The sequence below is a fragment of the Microbulbifer mixtoriginis (SeqCode) genome (assembly GCF_052466865.1).
In genome coordinates this window covers 2729356-2745611 of record NZ_CP174293.1, presented here as the reverse complement: position 1 = coordinate 2745611, position 16256 = coordinate 2729356, and the positions used below count along the sequence as shown (strand labels likewise).

Annotated in this window: 15 protein-coding genes; 10 read left to right on the top strand and 5 right to left on the bottom strand. The window is 46.0% G+C overall.

What is annotated here, in order from left to right; genetic code table 11:
- Positions 1–153 precede the first annotated feature (153 nt).
- The 9 genes from ACJJJA_RS12445 (at position 154) to ACJJJA_RS12405 (ending at position 9085) form a co-directional block, all read left to right on the top strand.
- Entirely contained in the window at positions 154–1623 is a 1470-nt protein-coding gene (locus tag ACJJJA_RS12445; RefSeq protein ID WP_444904802.1) for a TolC family protein, read from the top strand.
- A gap of 24 nt (positions 1624–1647) precedes the next feature.
- Positions 1648–2931, top strand: coding sequence for a multicopper oxidase family protein (locus tag ACJJJA_RS12440; RefSeq protein ID WP_444904801.1), 1284 nt, complete (start codon positions 1648–1650; stop codon positions 2929–2931).
- A gap of 64 nt (positions 2932–2995) precedes the next feature.
- The gene (locus ACJJJA_RS12435) at positions 2996–3358 is read left to right on the top strand and encodes a hypothetical protein (protein WP_444925241.1); all 363 of its coding nucleotides are present in this window, start codon (positions 2996–2998) and stop codon (positions 3356–3358) included.
- A gap of 102 nt (positions 3359–3460) precedes the next feature.
- The gene (locus tag ACJJJA_RS12430; RefSeq protein ID WP_444904799.1) at positions 3461–3964 is read left to right on the top strand and encodes a DUF411 domain-containing protein; all 504 of its coding nucleotides are present in this window, start codon (positions 3461–3463) and stop codon (positions 3962–3964) included.
- Positions 3965–3973: 9 nt separating this feature from the next.
- Positions 3974–5917 carry a copper resistance system multicopper oxidase gene (locus ACJJJA_RS12425; protein ID WP_444904798.1) on the top strand — a complete coding sequence of 648 codons (1944 nt, stop codon included), beginning with the start codon at positions 3974–3976 and terminating at the stop codon, positions 5915–5917.
- Positions 5918–5927: 10 nt separating this feature from the next.
- A complete protein-coding gene (locus ACJJJA_RS12420; protein ID WP_444904797.1) occupies positions 5928–6671 on the top strand; it encodes a copper resistance protein B in 744 nt (247 codons plus the stop codon).
- 93 nt (positions 6672–6764) lie between these two features.
- Positions 6765–7028 (top strand): hypothetical protein, encoded by a 264-nt coding sequence (locus tag ACJJJA_RS12415; RefSeq protein WP_444904796.1) that lies wholly within the window; start codon positions 6765–6767, stop codon positions 7026–7028.
- Positions 7029–7075: 47 nt separating this feature from the next.
- Entirely contained in the window at positions 7076–7624 is a 549-nt protein-coding gene (locus ACJJJA_RS12410; RefSeq protein ID WP_444904795.1) for a c-type cytochrome, read from the top strand.
- 567 nt (positions 7625–8191) lie between these two features.
- Positions 8192–9085 (top strand): enoyl-CoA hydratase-related protein, encoded by an 894-nt coding sequence (locus ACJJJA_RS12405; protein WP_444904794.1) that lies wholly within the window; start codon positions 8192–8194, stop codon positions 9083–9085.
- A 238-nt stretch (positions 9086–9323) separates the two neighbouring features.
- On the opposite strand, the gene ACJJJA_RS12400 is transcribed toward ACJJJA_RS12405, so the two are convergent.
- Both ACJJJA_RS12400 and ACJJJA_RS12395 read right to left on the bottom strand, forming a co-directional pair.
- Positions 9324–9890, bottom strand: a complete 567-nt coding sequence (locus ACJJJA_RS12400; RefSeq protein ID WP_444904793.1) for a carboxymuconolactone decarboxylase family protein — start codon at positions 9888–9890, stop codon at positions 9324–9326.
- Positions 9891–9998: 108 nt separating this feature from the next.
- Positions 9999–10661, bottom strand: a complete 663-nt coding sequence (locus ACJJJA_RS12395) for a peroxiredoxin-like family protein (RefSeq protein WP_444904792.1) — start codon at positions 10659–10661, stop codon at positions 9999–10001.
- A gap of 202 nt (positions 10662–10863) precedes the next feature.
- On the opposite strand from ACJJJA_RS12395, the gene ACJJJA_RS12390 reads away from it, so the two are divergent.
- Positions 10864–11757, top strand: coding sequence for a LysR family transcriptional regulator (locus tag ACJJJA_RS12390; RefSeq protein ID WP_444886208.1), 894 nt, complete (start codon positions 10864–10866; stop codon positions 11755–11757).
- A gap of 118 nt (positions 11758–11875) precedes the next feature.
- Here ACJJJA_RS12390 and ACJJJA_RS12385 read toward each other — a convergent pair whose 3' ends face one another.
- The 3 genes from ACJJJA_RS12385 to ACJJJA_RS12375 all read right to left on the bottom strand — a co-directional run bounded on the left by ACJJJA_RS12385 (position 11876) and on the right by ACJJJA_RS12375 (position 16205).
- Positions 11876–12772 carry a TlpA family protein disulfide reductase gene (locus ACJJJA_RS12385; RefSeq protein ID WP_444904791.1) on the bottom strand — a complete coding sequence of 299 codons (897 nt, stop codon included), beginning with the start codon at positions 12770–12772 and terminating at the stop codon, positions 11876–11878.
- Positions 12773–14512: 1740 nt separating this feature from the next.
- Positions 14513–15262 carry an alpha/beta hydrolase family protein gene (locus tag ACJJJA_RS12380; RefSeq protein WP_444904790.1) on the bottom strand — a complete coding sequence of 250 codons (750 nt, stop codon included), beginning with the start codon at positions 15260–15262 and terminating at the stop codon, positions 14513–14515.
- A gap of 373 nt (positions 15263–15635) precedes the next feature.
- Positions 15636–16205: a dihydrofolate reductase family protein gene (locus tag ACJJJA_RS12375; protein WP_444904789.1), complete on the bottom strand. Its 570-nt coding sequence runs from the start codon at positions 16203–16205 to the stop codon at positions 15636–15638.
- Positions 16206–16256 lie beyond the last annotated feature (51 nt).

Genomic DNA, 16256 nt, shown 5'->3' with positions numbered 1-16256 from the left:
GTTGAGCTTTATCTCACTATTGCTTTCAATAGTGTTGACTATATTCTTCCTGTCATTCACTGATAAGTTTAACAGACTAACGGAAGCCTCCTTACTAAACTGGCATCCAGCGATGAAAGCACAGGAAGAATGTTGGATCATTGGCCAAGGGGCATGTTAAAGCTCTCCCCCCTCCTCTTTCTTTTACTGTTGGCAGCTTGTACGCCGCTGCCTGCGGATTTAGGACGAGACCAGGTTATCTTTCAGGTACAAATTAGAGGTCGCCCAGCACAGATTTCAACTCCTGAACTTGTTCCAATTCTGGTAGATGAACTCAGTTCAGAACCGCTTTCTGTTGATAGGGTCATGCAGATCGCTTTGATCAATAATCCTGAAATACGTGGTTTTTACTCTCAACTCAATATTGCTGCCGCTGATCTCTATCGAGCTAGTCGCATCCGCAATCCAATTTTCTCCGTATCACTATTGGACTCTAATCGCTCAGGTGAGCAGAGTCAGAACACCTATGGCCTAATTGCTTCTCTCTCAGACCTGATAACTCTACCTACGCGAAAACGCTTAGCTCAGGCAGAATTTGTGGCTGTTAAACAGGAAGTCAGTGCGCAGTTGCTCCAGCTAGCGGCGCGTGCAGAAGCTGCCTTTTATCACTACATAGCGGCAAAACAAGTTTCCAGTATGCGTGAGCAAGTAGCTAAAGCTGCTGATCTTTCGTGGCAATTGGCCCGGCGTTATTTTGAAGCGGGCAACCTATCACCAAGGGAGTTGGCATTGGCAGAGGCGGCAGCTGCAGAAATGAAAATTATATCATTGCAGGCAGAGAATGCTGCGTTTGCCGCACGAACAGAGTTGGCGATGACAATCGGTCTATCCGTAAATGACAGTTGGGATGTTCAGCAACAACTTTCGTTACCCGTTTCGCATGAAGATGAGCTACAGGACCTATTATTTCTGGCACGCGAGAACCGTCTCGATTTGGCAGCAGCTATGGTTCGTACCGAAAAGCTGGCGAAAGAACTTCACTACTACAATTGGCGACGTTGGTTGGGGGAGCTGGATGCAGGCATAGGACGTGAGCGGGAGACTGATGGCGCCAATCTCACAGGTCCCATTTCTGATTGGGAGATTCCTATATTTACCCAGCATGAAGATCAATTACTGGAATTAGATGCAGAGTTACAAGTTGCCATCAGTCAAGTCGCACAGCTCTTACTCGACAGCGATAATAGTGTGCGACTAGCTTATGCCAGTATCCAAAATGCCCGGGCACAGTTAGAAGTTTTCAGGTCTCAATTATTACCGGCAAGAATGGAGGCTGTCGCTCAGGCTCAATTAGAAGAGAATTTTATGCTAATTGGCACTTTCGAGCTTCTGCTCAGTAAACAGCGAGAATATGACGCTTATCAAGGCTATCTCGAAGTGCTTGGAGAGTACTGGGTAGCACGTGCTGCACTGGCGCAAGCTATAGGGCGGCGGCTACCTAGCAGTGATCTCATCTCCTCCGGACAGGTAGATGTCGAAGAGCTAATACGTCGTCCCGCAATTGCAATACATGAGATACACCCAGGTCACGACAAAGCGAATAAGGACGAGCAAGCCCCCCCTCCCCCACACAAACATCATTAAATTGCACGGCAAAGGAGATTTAGGGTGATTTCTCGACGCAGATTTCTGCAGGCAGGTAGCCTGGCATCCCTAGGTGTGGCTCTTGATTCTGGGGCGAAAGGGGCTGCAAAGAAAAACTCCTCGAATATATCCCATGTACCTGTCCATACGCTTAATGGCTGGACCTTACCCTATGTTTTGAGAGGAGATATCAAGGAATTCCACTTGGTGGCGGAAGAAGTGGAACATGAGTTTGGTCCGGGCACTAAAGCTAAATGCTGGGGCTACAACGGTACTACACCAGGCCCCACTATTGAGGCTGTAGAGGGCGACAGGATACGAATTCTGGTGACTAACCGACTTAAAGAGCACACAACCATACATTGGCATGGCATTATTTTGCCTAGTGGCATGGATGGTGTGGGCGGAGTGTCTCAACCGCATATTAAGCCCGGGGAGACCTTTGCTTACGAATTCACCCTTGTGCAGCACGGCACTCACATGTACCACCCGCATGCGGACGAGATGGTGCAAATGGCAGAGGGAATGATGGGAATGTTCATTATCCATCCTCGCGTGCCCGAACCAGAACCAGTTGACCGCGATTACTGTTTCCTGTTGCACAACTGGGCGGTCCACCCTGGCACTTACAGACCGGACCCAGCAGTGATGGTGGATTTTGATCTCTGGACTATTAACAGCAAAGTGTTTCCCGCTATTGACCCGATAGTCGCGCGTACCGGGGAGCGGGTGCGGGTACGTATGGGTAACTTGTCTATGTGGAATCACCCCATGCACTTACATGGCGTACAATTCTATGTGACGGGTTCGGATGGTGGCCGCTGGCCCCGTGTCCAGTGGAGAACAGAGTCGACAGAGATTATTGCTGTAGGGCAAACCCGAGATATAGAGTTCACAGCCGTTCCCGGTGACTGGGCTTTTCATTGTCACATGGCGCACCACACCATGAATGCGATGGGCCACGAAATTCCTAACCCTATGGGCGTGGATCAGAGTGGCGTTGCAGAAAAAATTAAAGCGATGCTCCCAGGTTTCATGCCCATGGGGCGCTACGGTATGGCAGAGCACCAAGAGCACGTTGACTCCGGTCATCACCCTGGTCCGCGTAATACTATGCCGATGATGGTTGGAAAAGGTCCTTACGGCAATATCGAAATGGGGGGCATGTTCACCCTCGTCAAAGTACGTGATGACTTGGCGCCAGGTGACTATCATGATCCAGGTTGGTATCAAGCTCCCCCCGGTACAGTAGCTTGGCTAGTCAGCAATGATCCAAATTATGGTGAGCCCCCTCGTCCTCCAAGTTGAAAGTCTTGCCATTGCAGCCACGGGCATCTAGGATAACGCGTCATACAACTATTTGATTTTCAATATGCGCTCTTGGATCAGCATGCTACTGCTATTGTTTCTGCACCTAGCCGTCTCTGGCCAGGTACTTGCAGCAGCCTGTGCATCTGAACTCCAAGGCATCCACACTTCGGTCGTATCCCAGCAAGAGCATTGTCATCAACTCGAAGAAGCCAAACACCAGGAGCACTGTACTCAGCAGGACGCCCAAGTTGATGTTGATTGCGATCAGGGCTGTAATAGCTGCCCTAGCCATTGTACTACGGCGCTCCCGTCTGCTACTGGCCCTTCCGAAGCTGCAGCAAACATTTCGTTGGTAACGGCATACCGCGAAAATAATTCTTCCCCCGCTCCTGAAAACGCCATTCGCCCACCAATCTCCCGCTGATAGGGGATAAGTGCGCCTATTGTCGGCGCAAACTCCCTATTCATTGAACTCGAACAACACGGTAGCCAGTGCTCCGTGTGCGTTTAATCATCGGGAATTATCATGTATCACAAAATCACGTTGTTCGTTTTGGGCGGGCTGGCCCTGCTTACTCAATTCGCTTTTAGCGAAGAAAATCGGGCTCAGATTGGACCTCCCTCTTCTGTGGCTCCAGTTTTAATTACATACAAATCAGCTAAATGCGGGTGTTGCAATCAGTGGTTAGATCACGTTGAGGAAAGCAGTTTTTCTCTTTCCTCTTATGACGTTATCGATCTGCCACTGATTAAGAAGCAGCATGCTATCGAGCCACGCTTCCAGTCCTGTCACACAAGTAAATCCACTGAGGGGTATGTCTTCGAAGGACATATTCCAGCGAAGCTAATCCATCATTTTCTACAGAACCCACCTATCGGTGCTCGAGGATTAGCAGTGCCAGCCATGCCATTAGGTAGTCCAGGTATGGAATACGGCAGTGATTTTACCCCCTACAAAGTGTGGCAGTTGAATAGTGATGGCAGTCAGCAAATTTACGCCACGATCAATACCGCTAGGCAACAGTTTTAAGGAAGGCACATGAACAAAAAGCACGATGCATCCATTGCCCTACCACAGCTGACTCGACGCACCTTTGTTACAGGCATTGCCGCAAGTGCAGCACTGCTCGGTATCTCAGATGTCCGCGCAAGGGAGTATCACCAAGCCCAACCTGCACAGATGCTTAGGGGCAATCGTTTTGACCTCAACATCGGCTACACGTCAGTGAATTTTACCGGTCGCGAGCGTACCGCTACTACTGTCAACGGAACCTTTCCAGCACCAATATTACGTTGGAAAGAGGGGCAGAAAGTCACTTTGAATGTAAGCAATCGTCTGGCCCACGATAGCTCCATCCATTGGCACGGCATGATACTGCCCTCCAATATGGACGGTGTACCAGGGCTTAGCTTTGCAGGCATAAAGCCAGGGCAGAGCTACCAGTATGAATTTGATGTGAATCAATCAGGCACATACTGGTACCACAGTCACTCCGGCTTCCAGGAGCAGACAGGACTCTATGGCGCCATAATCGTAGACCCAGCAGGCACCGACCCAGTGGACTATGACCGTGATTACGTAGTGTTGCTGTCAGACTGGAGCGACGAGTCGCCATTGGATATTTATGGCCATCTGCGCAAGGAGAGTCACTACTACAACTTCCGCCGTCGCACTATTGGCGACTTATGGCAGGATGTTAGAGAAAAAGGCTTGGCACAGACTTGGCGTGAGCGCGAAATGTGGAACCAGATGCGGATGTCTGATCGGGATATCGCTGATGTTACTGGCTACACGTACACCTACCTGATGAATGGCCAAACCCCTGATAGCAACTGGACGGCGGTGTTCAAGCGCGGCGAGAAAGTACGACTTAGGGTTATTAATGCAGCCGCCATGAGTATCTTTGACGTACGTATTCCCGGCCTAAAAATGAAAGTTGTAGCTAGTGATGGTCAAAATATTGAACCGGTCACTGTAGACGAATTTCGTATTGGTGTAGCCGAGACTTACGATGTGGTAGTGGAGCCTTTAGCGGATACCGCCTATACGCTGTTTGCGCAAACTATTGATCGTACCGGCTTCGCCCGAGGTACGCTGACACCTGACCTGTCACTACGCCCTGAAGTTCCTACTATGGATTATGCGCCCGTGCTAACTCATCGTGATATGGGGATGGAAGCAGTGGATCACAGTCAGCATGAGATGGGCAACGTAGATCACTCCCGACATGGTGACATGTCGAGTATGGATCACAATCAGCACCAAATAGGTGGTATGGATCACTCTCAACATTTTGATATGTCGAATGCGGATCACAGCAAACAGCAAACCAAAAGCAAGGAGCACAACAATTCTAGTAACTACAGCTTGCATGGAGGCCGTCCCGAACTCGGCGGCATGAAGGGCGTCTGGTTTACAGATAGCCTGAGTCGTGCAGGCCATGGTAGCGATAAGCCAATAGTGCACCTTCCCAGCGAATATAGCTATACCGTGGATATGCGCACAAACCAACCAGCAAATGCACTGCACGACCCCGGAATAGGCCTTCGCGATCATCTGCAACGCTACGGCCGTAAGGTACTCAGCTACGGCGATTTGCGTAATTTAACCCCGACTATTGATAGGCGGGAGCCGACCCGAGAATTGCAGTTACATCTCACGGGTAATATGGACCGCTTCATCTGGTCAATGGGTGGTATTCACTTTAACGATGCCGAACCCCTGATGCTCAAGTATGGCGAGCGTATACGCATTACATTAGTTAACGACACCATGATGGCCCATCCGATGCACTTGCATGGCATGTGGAGTGAGCTAGAAACCGGTGACACGCAATACATACCGCGTAAACACACAGTGATAGTACAGCCGGGTGGGAAAATAAGTTACTTAGTGACCGCCGATGCCTACGGCCGTTGGGCTTACCACTGTCACTTACTTTTCCACATGCCCGGCATGTTTCGTGAAGTACGCGTTGTTTAAGGGGGGGGGAATGAAAAGATTTCTTTTAGTTAGTGCATTGATCAGCTATGGGGCAAGCACCCAGGGACAAACCATTTATGAGAGCGACCTAAATTTGGTAGACATACCAGATCATGTTATGGACCACGAAAAGCTGTTCACCATGGGCAAGCTGGATCAATTGGAGTTGCGCGGAAGCGAAAGTGATGCTCTCACGGGGGACCTATGGTTCGGTGGCATTCAGAACAAGCTTTGGCTAAAAGGAGCTTGGGAGCGAGAGGATGGTGAAACTGAGAATGCAGAACTTCAGGCTCTTTACAGTCGTGCAATGACGCCTTTATTAGATTTGCAATTGGGGTTACGCCATGACTTTAGGCTGGAGGATGGGCCCAGTAAAAACTGGGCAGCAGTTGGCCTGCAAGCACTCGCACCTTATTTCTTTGAAGTGGACGCAACAATGTTTATCGGTGAGGGAGGTGATAGTGCAATTCGCCTGGAGGCAGAATATGAACTTCTCTTCACGCAGAAACTGATTCTAACCCCGAAAGTTGAGCTTGATTTTTACGGTCAGAATGATCCAGCTAATAATACTGGCACCGGGCTCTCAGACATAGAAGCCGGCTTAAGATTCCGCTATGAGTTTACACGGCAACTTGCACCATATATCGGTGTTCATTATGAAAGGAAGTACGGTAATGCCGCTGATTTTGCGCAAATCAACAACGAAGAAATTAGCTCTTTAAATTGGGTTGTAGGTATTCGTGCCTGGTTCTAATACGAGTTTCTCAATTCGGGGTTTACAAGAATTGAGCAACATAAAGACGGCAATAAGCCGTATCTACAAATAAGAAAACCATTAGGAGAAAATATGAAATTCCTCACACAATTGTTCACTGTTACTACCTTGCTATCGTCAATACAAGCATTAGCACACGACCCCAGTCTGCATAAGGAGAAGGCTGTAAAGCCCGACTGCGCAGCTATGCAAGGCATGGATCATTCAAAGATGGATGTAAATGATCCGGTATTAAAGGCAATGAGGAAGAAATGCGGAGAGCATATGCAACATGACAAACATATTGGCCATGAGGGAGACCATCATGATCATTCCGATAAAAATGACCCGCAGTAAAAATAAAAAATAGGGGCCAAATGGCCCCTCTATTTAGGGGATACACGTTGAAATTTATCCGAACATTGTTAATCATCTCATTAGTTTCCGTCAGTGGGTTAATGCTATTTATCTATTCTGGCTGGTACCCCGTAGGAGCTGATGTTCCACACACAAAAATTACTCATTGGGCATTGGAGACATTGCGAGAAAATTCCTTAGAGCGGGCTTCGCGAGATATTCAAGTACCAGAACTTGATGACCCTGACCTACTACTTTCGGGCGGAGCCGACTACAACGACATGTGTTCGAGTTGCCACCTTAACCCAGGACGAAGTGAGAGCGACTTCACCATAGGCTTATACCCGGCACCTCCCAACCTAACTAAACACGAGACAAAAAGTGGTCAGGATGACCTAGAGCAGCGTATACGTAGGCAATTTTGGATCATTAAACATGGTGTTAAAGCATCTGGCATGCCAGCTTGGGGACCAACTCATGATGACAAACGCATCTGGGCAATGGTGGCCTTTCTGCAGAAGTTGCCAGAATTAACTCCGCAACAATACCAAATTATTACAGCTCGTGATGAAGAAAGTTCCAATCAACACGATTAGTTAAAACTCAAAATATATTAAAATTCCCTCGAGAGAAGTATTCCTTTCGTAGAGGCATAGTGTCAGGGGGACATTAGTGTTAAAGGTGTACGCTGCATGGAAGCCCGCGTATACCTACCAGAATACAGCTGCCTTAGCTTTTAGCGCTTTGATCCTACCAGCATGGTAGGCTATGCCATCGAAGAAAAACTCTCTAAGCATACGTTGTTAAACGTAAGACCGAACTGAGGGTCTTATCCAAGGCCTATACTGGTCGTTCAATTAAGTACTTTAGTTGGGAAAGTGAATTTTTGATCCCGCAATGATAAATATTTGTGCAATTAAGTACTTTAGTTGGCCAATTTTATGATAACTTATTGATTAATATCGGCTTTTTATGAATGCTGATTAAGTACTTTAGTTGGCAGTCCAAACTTTCTTACATCGCCAGCTTAAATCAGCTTTCTGGGCTCTTCTCCTTCTTCATGCTAGAAATCACTATTCCCTAAGCAAGTATCGAATTAGATTGACAGCTCAAGGCTAGATTCCAGATATTACTTCAACGCCACATGATAAAGGTCTTATGACATGGAATATCATCATATTAAATATGAGCAAAATGGCCCTGTAACCATCGTTACTTTTAACCGTCCAGAGGTTAAGAACTGCATTGGGACACGCGCTCACCGCGAGCTGGTGGATGCTTTCGATCGCTTTCGTACTGATGAGGGAGCTAAAGTTGCGGTAATCACCGGCGCTGGCGATTCTGCATTTTGTACAGGGGGTGATTTGAAAAGCAATCTTGCTGCAACCGAACCCACAAATCACCCCGATCCTGACGTGGCTGTTTTATGTCCTGTAGAACCCGCTGATATTGCCCGGCATAATCGAGGTGAAGCTCCAGGTATTATAGGTCCATCCCGCTGGACCGATATTTATAAGCCTATCATTGCGGCTGTGAACGGAATCGCTTATGCGGGTGGCTTTGAATGGGCATGTTTTGCTGATATGCGTATTGTAGAGGAGCACGCATCCTTTGGTATGACTTGTCGTCGTTGGAATATCGGCTTAGCCGATGGTGGTACTCAGCGTTTGCCGCGTATTGTTGGTATGGGACGAGCGCTGGAGTTAATCATCACGGGAAAAGTTATTAATGCTGAAGAAGCTTATCGCATTGGATTGGCCAACGAAGTGGTGCCTAAGGGAGCCGCATTAGGTCGTGCCGTTGAGTTAGCACAGTATATCTCTACCCTTCCCCAGCCAGCGATTCACTCTGATAAAGAAGCCGCCATTCGTGGTTATGGAAAGGATCTTGATGAAGGTCTACGAATTGAGGCTGAGTGCTTTAACCGATTATTCAGCGACTCTGAATCCAAAGCAGAGCTGTCCGAAGGCTTGAGGCGCTTTAACGAGCGCGATCATCCTGACCGAGTACGGGGACAAGCCAAAACGCCTGGCATTATTCGTAGCGAAATGGAGTAATTGCGATAACCCAAAAGAAGGCTGTATTCAAGAGGATATATTGTTTAAGGGCTTAGATACCACGAATATATCTCGGAAAAAATAATGAGGCCCATAGTGGCTATATGGGCCTCATTACTTTGGTGAATCAGTGGGGTTCTTATCGTCACTTTTATGATCTGGACAGGCGCCCTCTTCCCAAGGCCCAGTCTTTATTAGACGCTTGAATCGGATACATGTTTTTTATTTGCTTTTGCGCTCAACCATTCGAATCCATATCCTTACTCCAAGCCATTGGCAAAAACGCATCATCGAGACTGACATTCAGATTGTGGGTAGAGTAATTCGAGAGTACTTTTAGGCTAGTTCCAACTATCACCTCTAGAACCGTCTCTTTCGTATAACCTGCTGCAAGAAACGCCTCAACCTCTTCTTCTGTAGCCCATCCACGTTTCTCATTGATAATGACACTGAATGCTCGGAGCGCTTCGAGTTTAGGGTCATCGAGTGTTTTGCCGCTACGCAGCGCCTTGATTACATTTTCATCTACACCGGCCATTTTGCAAACTGCGGTATGCGCAGCCATGCAGTAGGTGCAACCGTTTAGGCGGCTGTTTGTCATCAGGATTATCTCTCGCTCCGTTTCGCTCAAGCGAGATTTATCAAATAATCCCATAAGTGTTAGATAGCTCTCTACCATTACAGGTGATTCGGCCATGGTTGCCATTAGATTGGGTACAAATCCCATTTTCTTTTTAGCGGCTTCTAGAGTTTGCTTAGAGGCTTCTGGTGCTGTTTCAATTGTGTAACGTGTAAAATTGACCATGAGTCTTACCATATAAGTTGGGTTTTACGGTGCTCGATATCGATTTACATTGAGTGCTCGCACCTCTTTGGCGCTAGTCAGCGCTAAAGAGGTGGAGTTGTTTACGTACTATGCAGTTGTAGACTGACTCAGCTTTTCAAGTACGGGAAATAAGTCGCTGGGTTCGGGGCGACGCGTATAGTCAGGATTCACCTCCGCATATGCGATTGTTCCATCGGTATCTATGACATATCTTGCAGGCATAGGTAAGTTCCACGCGCCGTCACGATGGATGGTCGGGAGTTCGACTTTGAACACCTTGTGGAACTCAATTACATAAGGTTGTAATGTCCAGCGGATACCAAATTTTTCAGCAAGCTTTCCACTTTGATCAGTCAGAATTGGGAAGCTTAACTTGTTATCTCTCTGAGATTTGCGGCTTTCAGCGGGCCCTTGCATGGAAATAGCAGCCAGCGTTGCGCCACGCGCTTTGATCTCTGCAGCAACTTCTTCTAACGCTTGCAGCTCAATATTGCAGTAAGGGCACCACACGCCTCGATAGAACGTTAGAATAACGGGCCCTTTGGTAAGGAGTTCTTCCAGGACAACGTCGTTACCTTCTGAATCTGGCAATGTAAAGTATGGGACTTTCTCCCCTACTTTAATCGAACGTTCAACTTGGCCACTAGCAGCCAATTCCTTGGATGATCTGGCAAAGGCTTCAAATGCTCCTTCCGGGGCCTGTTGCTTAAATACTTCTTTGAAAGCATCTAGTTTGTCTTGAAGAGACATAACCTATTCCTCTAATGGTTTAAAGTTTGGAAGCGCGAGCTTTGGGTAAGCCTTCGATGGGCCAAGAGGCGACGTGCTTAACTCTCCAATTGGCCTCTATGCAGATACTTACGCCAAACCACTATTGGGAAGATTAGTTACTTTGATTTGCGCTATAAACATGCTATTTTGAAACTCATTGTATCCATTAGGGACACAATCTGTGTTTCAACAAGCCCATTTGAACGAAATAGTCGTATTTATTGCCGTAGCCGAACACGGAAGCTTTACAAAGGCAGCGGCATCATTGAACTCAACCAAATCAGGCGCTGGTAAGGCAGTTAAGAAGCTTGAGGAGGAATTGGGTCTTAAGCTATTCAACAGAACCACTCGAAGTATCAGGCTGACAGAAGAAGGCAAAATATTTCTCGATGCCGCAAAACATGCGTTAGAAACAATCAATGAGGCCAGGCTTTTGCTGCATGCCAGGAAGGATGAGCCTGCCGGACGATTGCGTATCAATTTGCCAATAGGCATAGGCCGAAATATTGTCAGTGCTTTAAAGGGGTTCACGCAGTTGCACCCCAAGGTTACGGTCGAGGTCTCTCTTTCAGATAGCCTGGAGGACGCTATTAAAGGTGAATGGGATGTCGTTGTTAGAATTGGCGAACTAGAAGATAGTTCTTTTATCGCAAAAACATTATGTGGATCTAGACGTATCTTGTGTGCTTCGCCTGAATATCTTTCGCAGAAAGGTAAACCTAAGAATTTGGAGGAGTTAAGAGAGCATGATGCTCTTGTTTTCAGAGCGCCTACAGGAAAAGTAAGAGCCTGGTCATTTCGAGAAAATGATGACTCAATTACTGAGTTTTCCCCTTCCCCGCTGGCAATTTTTAGAGATGGGCGAACACTGATAGATGCAGTAGTCGCTGGTATGGGTATTGCTCAGGTATATGATACTGCTCTCGGTTCTTCTATTCAGACTGGCGAAGTTATTGAGTTGTTTCCTGAGAAAGTAGTACCCGGTCCACCGGTTAGTGCACTGATTCCCAGTGGTAGAGCGATGCCTGCGAAAACGAGAGTTTTTATCGATTTTCTACAAAGCGTGCTGGATTAGGATTTAGGGTGTCAGGCGAAATCGCAGAATAATTTCATCAAGAGAACCCCCTCTCTAATTCTAGAAAGGGGGAGATTGGCTGACGAAAACCTTCTGGTTGCTAAGTTTAGGGCTTTCGCTAAGCAATGCTCTTAAAGGTTGGTTTGTCCTTTTCTAGTTGTGGTGCTGAGCCCGCGAAAACATGCAGGAAATTCGTAGGATTTGGGCGTCTGCGATAATTGTCGGTCTCGTCTCCGAATAGAACTTTACCACCTTCATCCAGTGCTATCACCGTGGCCATAACGGTATCCTTAGGGTATCCAGGCATTCCTGCAGGGGAACCGCCAATATCTTCAATGCCTAGAGCTTTAGCACCCATTAGGTTGTCATCTTGAAGAATTTCAAAATGACCAGGCAGATCAAGCTTGTCGGCTAACTTCCTTGAGTTGTCGTAGCCTTGGTTAGAGATAAACTTCACCTTCACATCATATTGCTTAAGTGTCTCAGCATATTTCTTCACTTCTTTTAACTGGTTCATACAAAATGGGCACCAGTTGGCTCTAAAGAACACTAATAGTGTTTTAGATTCGTCAAAAGAAGTGGAAGACACACCCGATTTATCTAATCGATTAAAGTTCATTTCAGGCAGTTTTTGGCCTTTTGATATGGCTTTGCTCTTTTTACGGTTGTAGACGGAGAATGACCAGATATACCAGTGAAGGGATATGAAGCCCAGAGCAGCAGCTGCAATAGGAATGTATAGAGACAAGGACATTGGAGCCTGGTTCGAATAAGTTGAATAAGCAACCAATGCAACTCCTATAATGTTAACGGCTTGAATAACTGGTAATCTTTCTGACGTTCTTGAAATGCTGAACACATTTGTTAGGACCATCAAGAAAAATGGTAAAGGCAAGGTCGCTAAAAGTGCGCCGACCCAAACCGGATCGCCACCAGATATATAGATCATGATGCCGGACCCTACTCCGCCAAGCATGTTTAATAGAATCATTGGTAAAATAAGTTTTGCTTTCATTTCAAGCTCCTGAAGCGTTGGGTTAATGTCCAAAACTTGGGATCTATCTTATTACATCACATTGACTCAATAATCAGTTCGAATAGAGAAACAATGTTGCGAAAACGGATACAATCGAATTTATTTTATCGATCTATTAGTAGTGGCTGGCATGAGTAACTTACATTCAGTTCTAGCAGGAATTTAGTATTTCTTAACAAATAATGGAGCGAGTAAGCTGGAGGAAGGTGTAAAGATGTGGACTAAATCAGACCAAATCTGACAAATCGTCTTGGATAAGAAGGGTTTACCGGTTTTGATGAAAGTGCCTAAAGCTAAAAGCAAAACCAAGGATAAACCCCATGATCCATACTAATGATGGCATCATCAAACATTAACTGCTAGGTGATTTCGATTGCAATACCACTCCAAACGTAACTATGCCTTCCAGCGTTTTGATGACGCAACGTTCGCCATCCAATATCAGCCCTCCAAACTGGTTGAGCTTCATTCGGGTTATAATATTTGATTGTGTTCCCATCCTTGGCAACCAGGATATTATGGAAACCCATTTCATGAGCAGACCCAGGGGAAGGGCCTCGAAACATCATAAAAGCGCAATTGTAAAAGGTGTCGGCACGCAAGTTCCTCGGCATTCCCCCATTACTAGCTGGCTGTATGAGATTTGTAAACAACGCATTATAATCAACTCTATTGCCCGCCTGCGCGAATTGAAGGCACATGTCTTTCTGAGTCGCGTCATATAAAATCCGACCGGTACGCCCAGGGCACTGGGTATTCACATAGTTTCGCACACGCATCGGCGAACTATTGTTGGCCGCCACTAAGGGATGGTCAGCTCCGTTTGGCATAGGAGGTAGGTCCGCATTCTGCCATTTGACGGCGTTCCACAGAGTCCCTTCCACAAATGCCTGTGGCCTTGGTGCACGGATGTCGTATCCTGACACTGCGATCTCGGTGCAGTGAGCGGCGCAAGAGTTGCCGACCTGGCTGGGTAAAGTTTTTAGATGCAACATCAAAATTTCCTTTTTTGTTATGTCTGATAGTGAGAGTAGTGAATCCAGTGTACCAATTTGATAGGCATAATATATATAACGGAGTGGAAAAGAATAATACGAGTTATTACGTAATCCTCTCCTCGATGACGCTGATTGGCTGTAACAAAATTGAATTGACTACGGCGATGCTGATCGTTGTAACAGCTAACGAATTTCTGTGCTCAGACCCTGGCATCTCGTACATTTTTGCTTGTAGTGCATTACCTGCATTACCCGGTAGAGCAATCTCACTTGAAAGCTGCCTTGCTGTACCTTAATAATGCTGTACTTTTGAATCTACACCGGCCTTTTTTGAGATTTCCTTCTCTATCCGTAACTGCTTACTTTCTCGTCGTAATCGATATAATTTCGAAATTTCACTCAGAGTGCAGTCAAACTAAAGTAACTCATTCTTGAGTAAGTAGCGGCTGCGATGGATTGACGCGATGATTCCTTGCGGAATATCTATGCTTACAAAAACAAGGGTTTTCATCGTTTATTTTGAAAAATGAGCTTAATTAAGCTTCTGGATGTTTAATGTAATAAGGGAGCAATCCAAAGGCCATCTGGTACTGGCTATGTTGTTTGATCCAAAGGTTCCTGGAAGTCAGTAAAGCTCAGTTATACAACTTAATCCTTAACAGACGAGTCCATATTTTTATTGGATTCTAAGCTTCAACATTATTCTCTATTATATGTCGTATTAACTAATATATCTTTGAGTCCAGGCTCCAATAACATTGCCGACATATTCAGCATCTGATTTCTTCATAAGTAAGTGATCGGCTTTATCTAAGGAAATAAAACTTTTTGGATGGTGCGCAGCGCTAAATATTTTTGCAGCATGATCAATAGAAACAGTGCTGTCTAGTGGTGAATGCATAACTAGTAAAGCTTTCCTTAATTCCTTAAGGTTAACCAAGATGTCTGCTTCATTTATATCGTCGATAAACTGCTTTTTAAGTGTAAACTCTCGGCCAGCAAGCACCACTTTTGCCTGTCCTGTTTTATTGATGTTATCGAGCTCATCTTTAAACATATGTTGGATATGTTTTACATCACTTGGAGCGGCTATAGTAACAACAGCTTTAGCTGTCTTTAGCATACCAGCGGCTTTTAATACGGCAGCACCACCAAAACTATGCCCAATTAGCAATTTTGGTGCTTCAAAGCGGTTTTCAATTTCATTGTAAGCACTAAGCAAGTCTTCAACATTAGATGAAAAGTTAGTATTGGAAAAATCTCCATCACTGTTACCTAACCCAGTGAAATCAAATCTTAATACTGATATTCCTTTGCTAGTCAATGATTTGCTAATAGCGCTCGCAGCAATGATATCCTTTGAGCATGTGAAACAATGTGCAAAAATTGCATAGGCCTTTGGGTTCCCGGTGGAATTCTCTAATTTACCCTTTAATTCTACACCGTCACGATTTGGGAAATTAAATTCCATAATATTATCCAATATATATTGATGAATTACTTCAACTTTTCAGCACACTTCTTCACTTCTTTTAACTGGTTCATATTGAGGTAAAGACGCCCATTGTCCGCTCCAGCTACTTCAACCATTGCATGGACTTACAAAGCCGTATTCAACTTTGCCAAAGTAATTAATGCTTGTATCGCCTTCTATCCGAATCAAGTGGTAACCGAAAAGGTTGAGGCCTTATCATGACATTATAAAAATTGGTGATTACACCGCTATAAGATAGATGGCTATTTGAACTGTATCAATCAATCCATATGACTGCTGGAATATAGGAGTTCCACGGATTTCCGTGAAGGCCTAATGCCCTTAAAGAAAATAGAAACTTTGCGATTTGTTATACTTCTCCACCTTTCTGCAAGCACTTGTAGCGAAGGATCACCCCGCCCGATTTAAGGGCGTCCGCCCGCATGAGCTCGAAATTCTTCTGGATGGCGTTAGCTTTGAAGAGAGGTGAGCCTGCTCCAAGCACGATGGGCGCAAGGCATATCCTGTATTCGTCTACCAAGCCCCTTGCGAGCAGAGTATCTACAAGGTTTGCGCTTCCGAAAACGAAGATATCTCTCTTCCCTGTCTCCCTCTTCAGCACGCGAACGTGTTCGCCGGCCTCGCCTTTTAAAAGGCGAGTGTTTGACCAATCGGCGGTTTCAAGTGTGCGAGTGATGACAGCTTTCTCAAGTGAGTTCATCATGTCCGCAACCGCCCCCGTTTCATTCCTCCAATGACTGGCCATCCCCTCATAGGTGCAGCGTCCAAACAACAAGGTGCCGATTTCATCGCCCTGCTGAAGAGAGAAAGCTTCTAACTCGTCGCCCCACACTGTTCCGTGATGCTCCAACGCCCAGGGCGCAGTGCCTTCAAAGTACCCGTCCAACGTCATCACATTCCAAACAACTAAACGCCTCATATCCTGTTTCTCCTAAACAAGCGATTGAGTAGATGAATTCTTCCCTTTGTA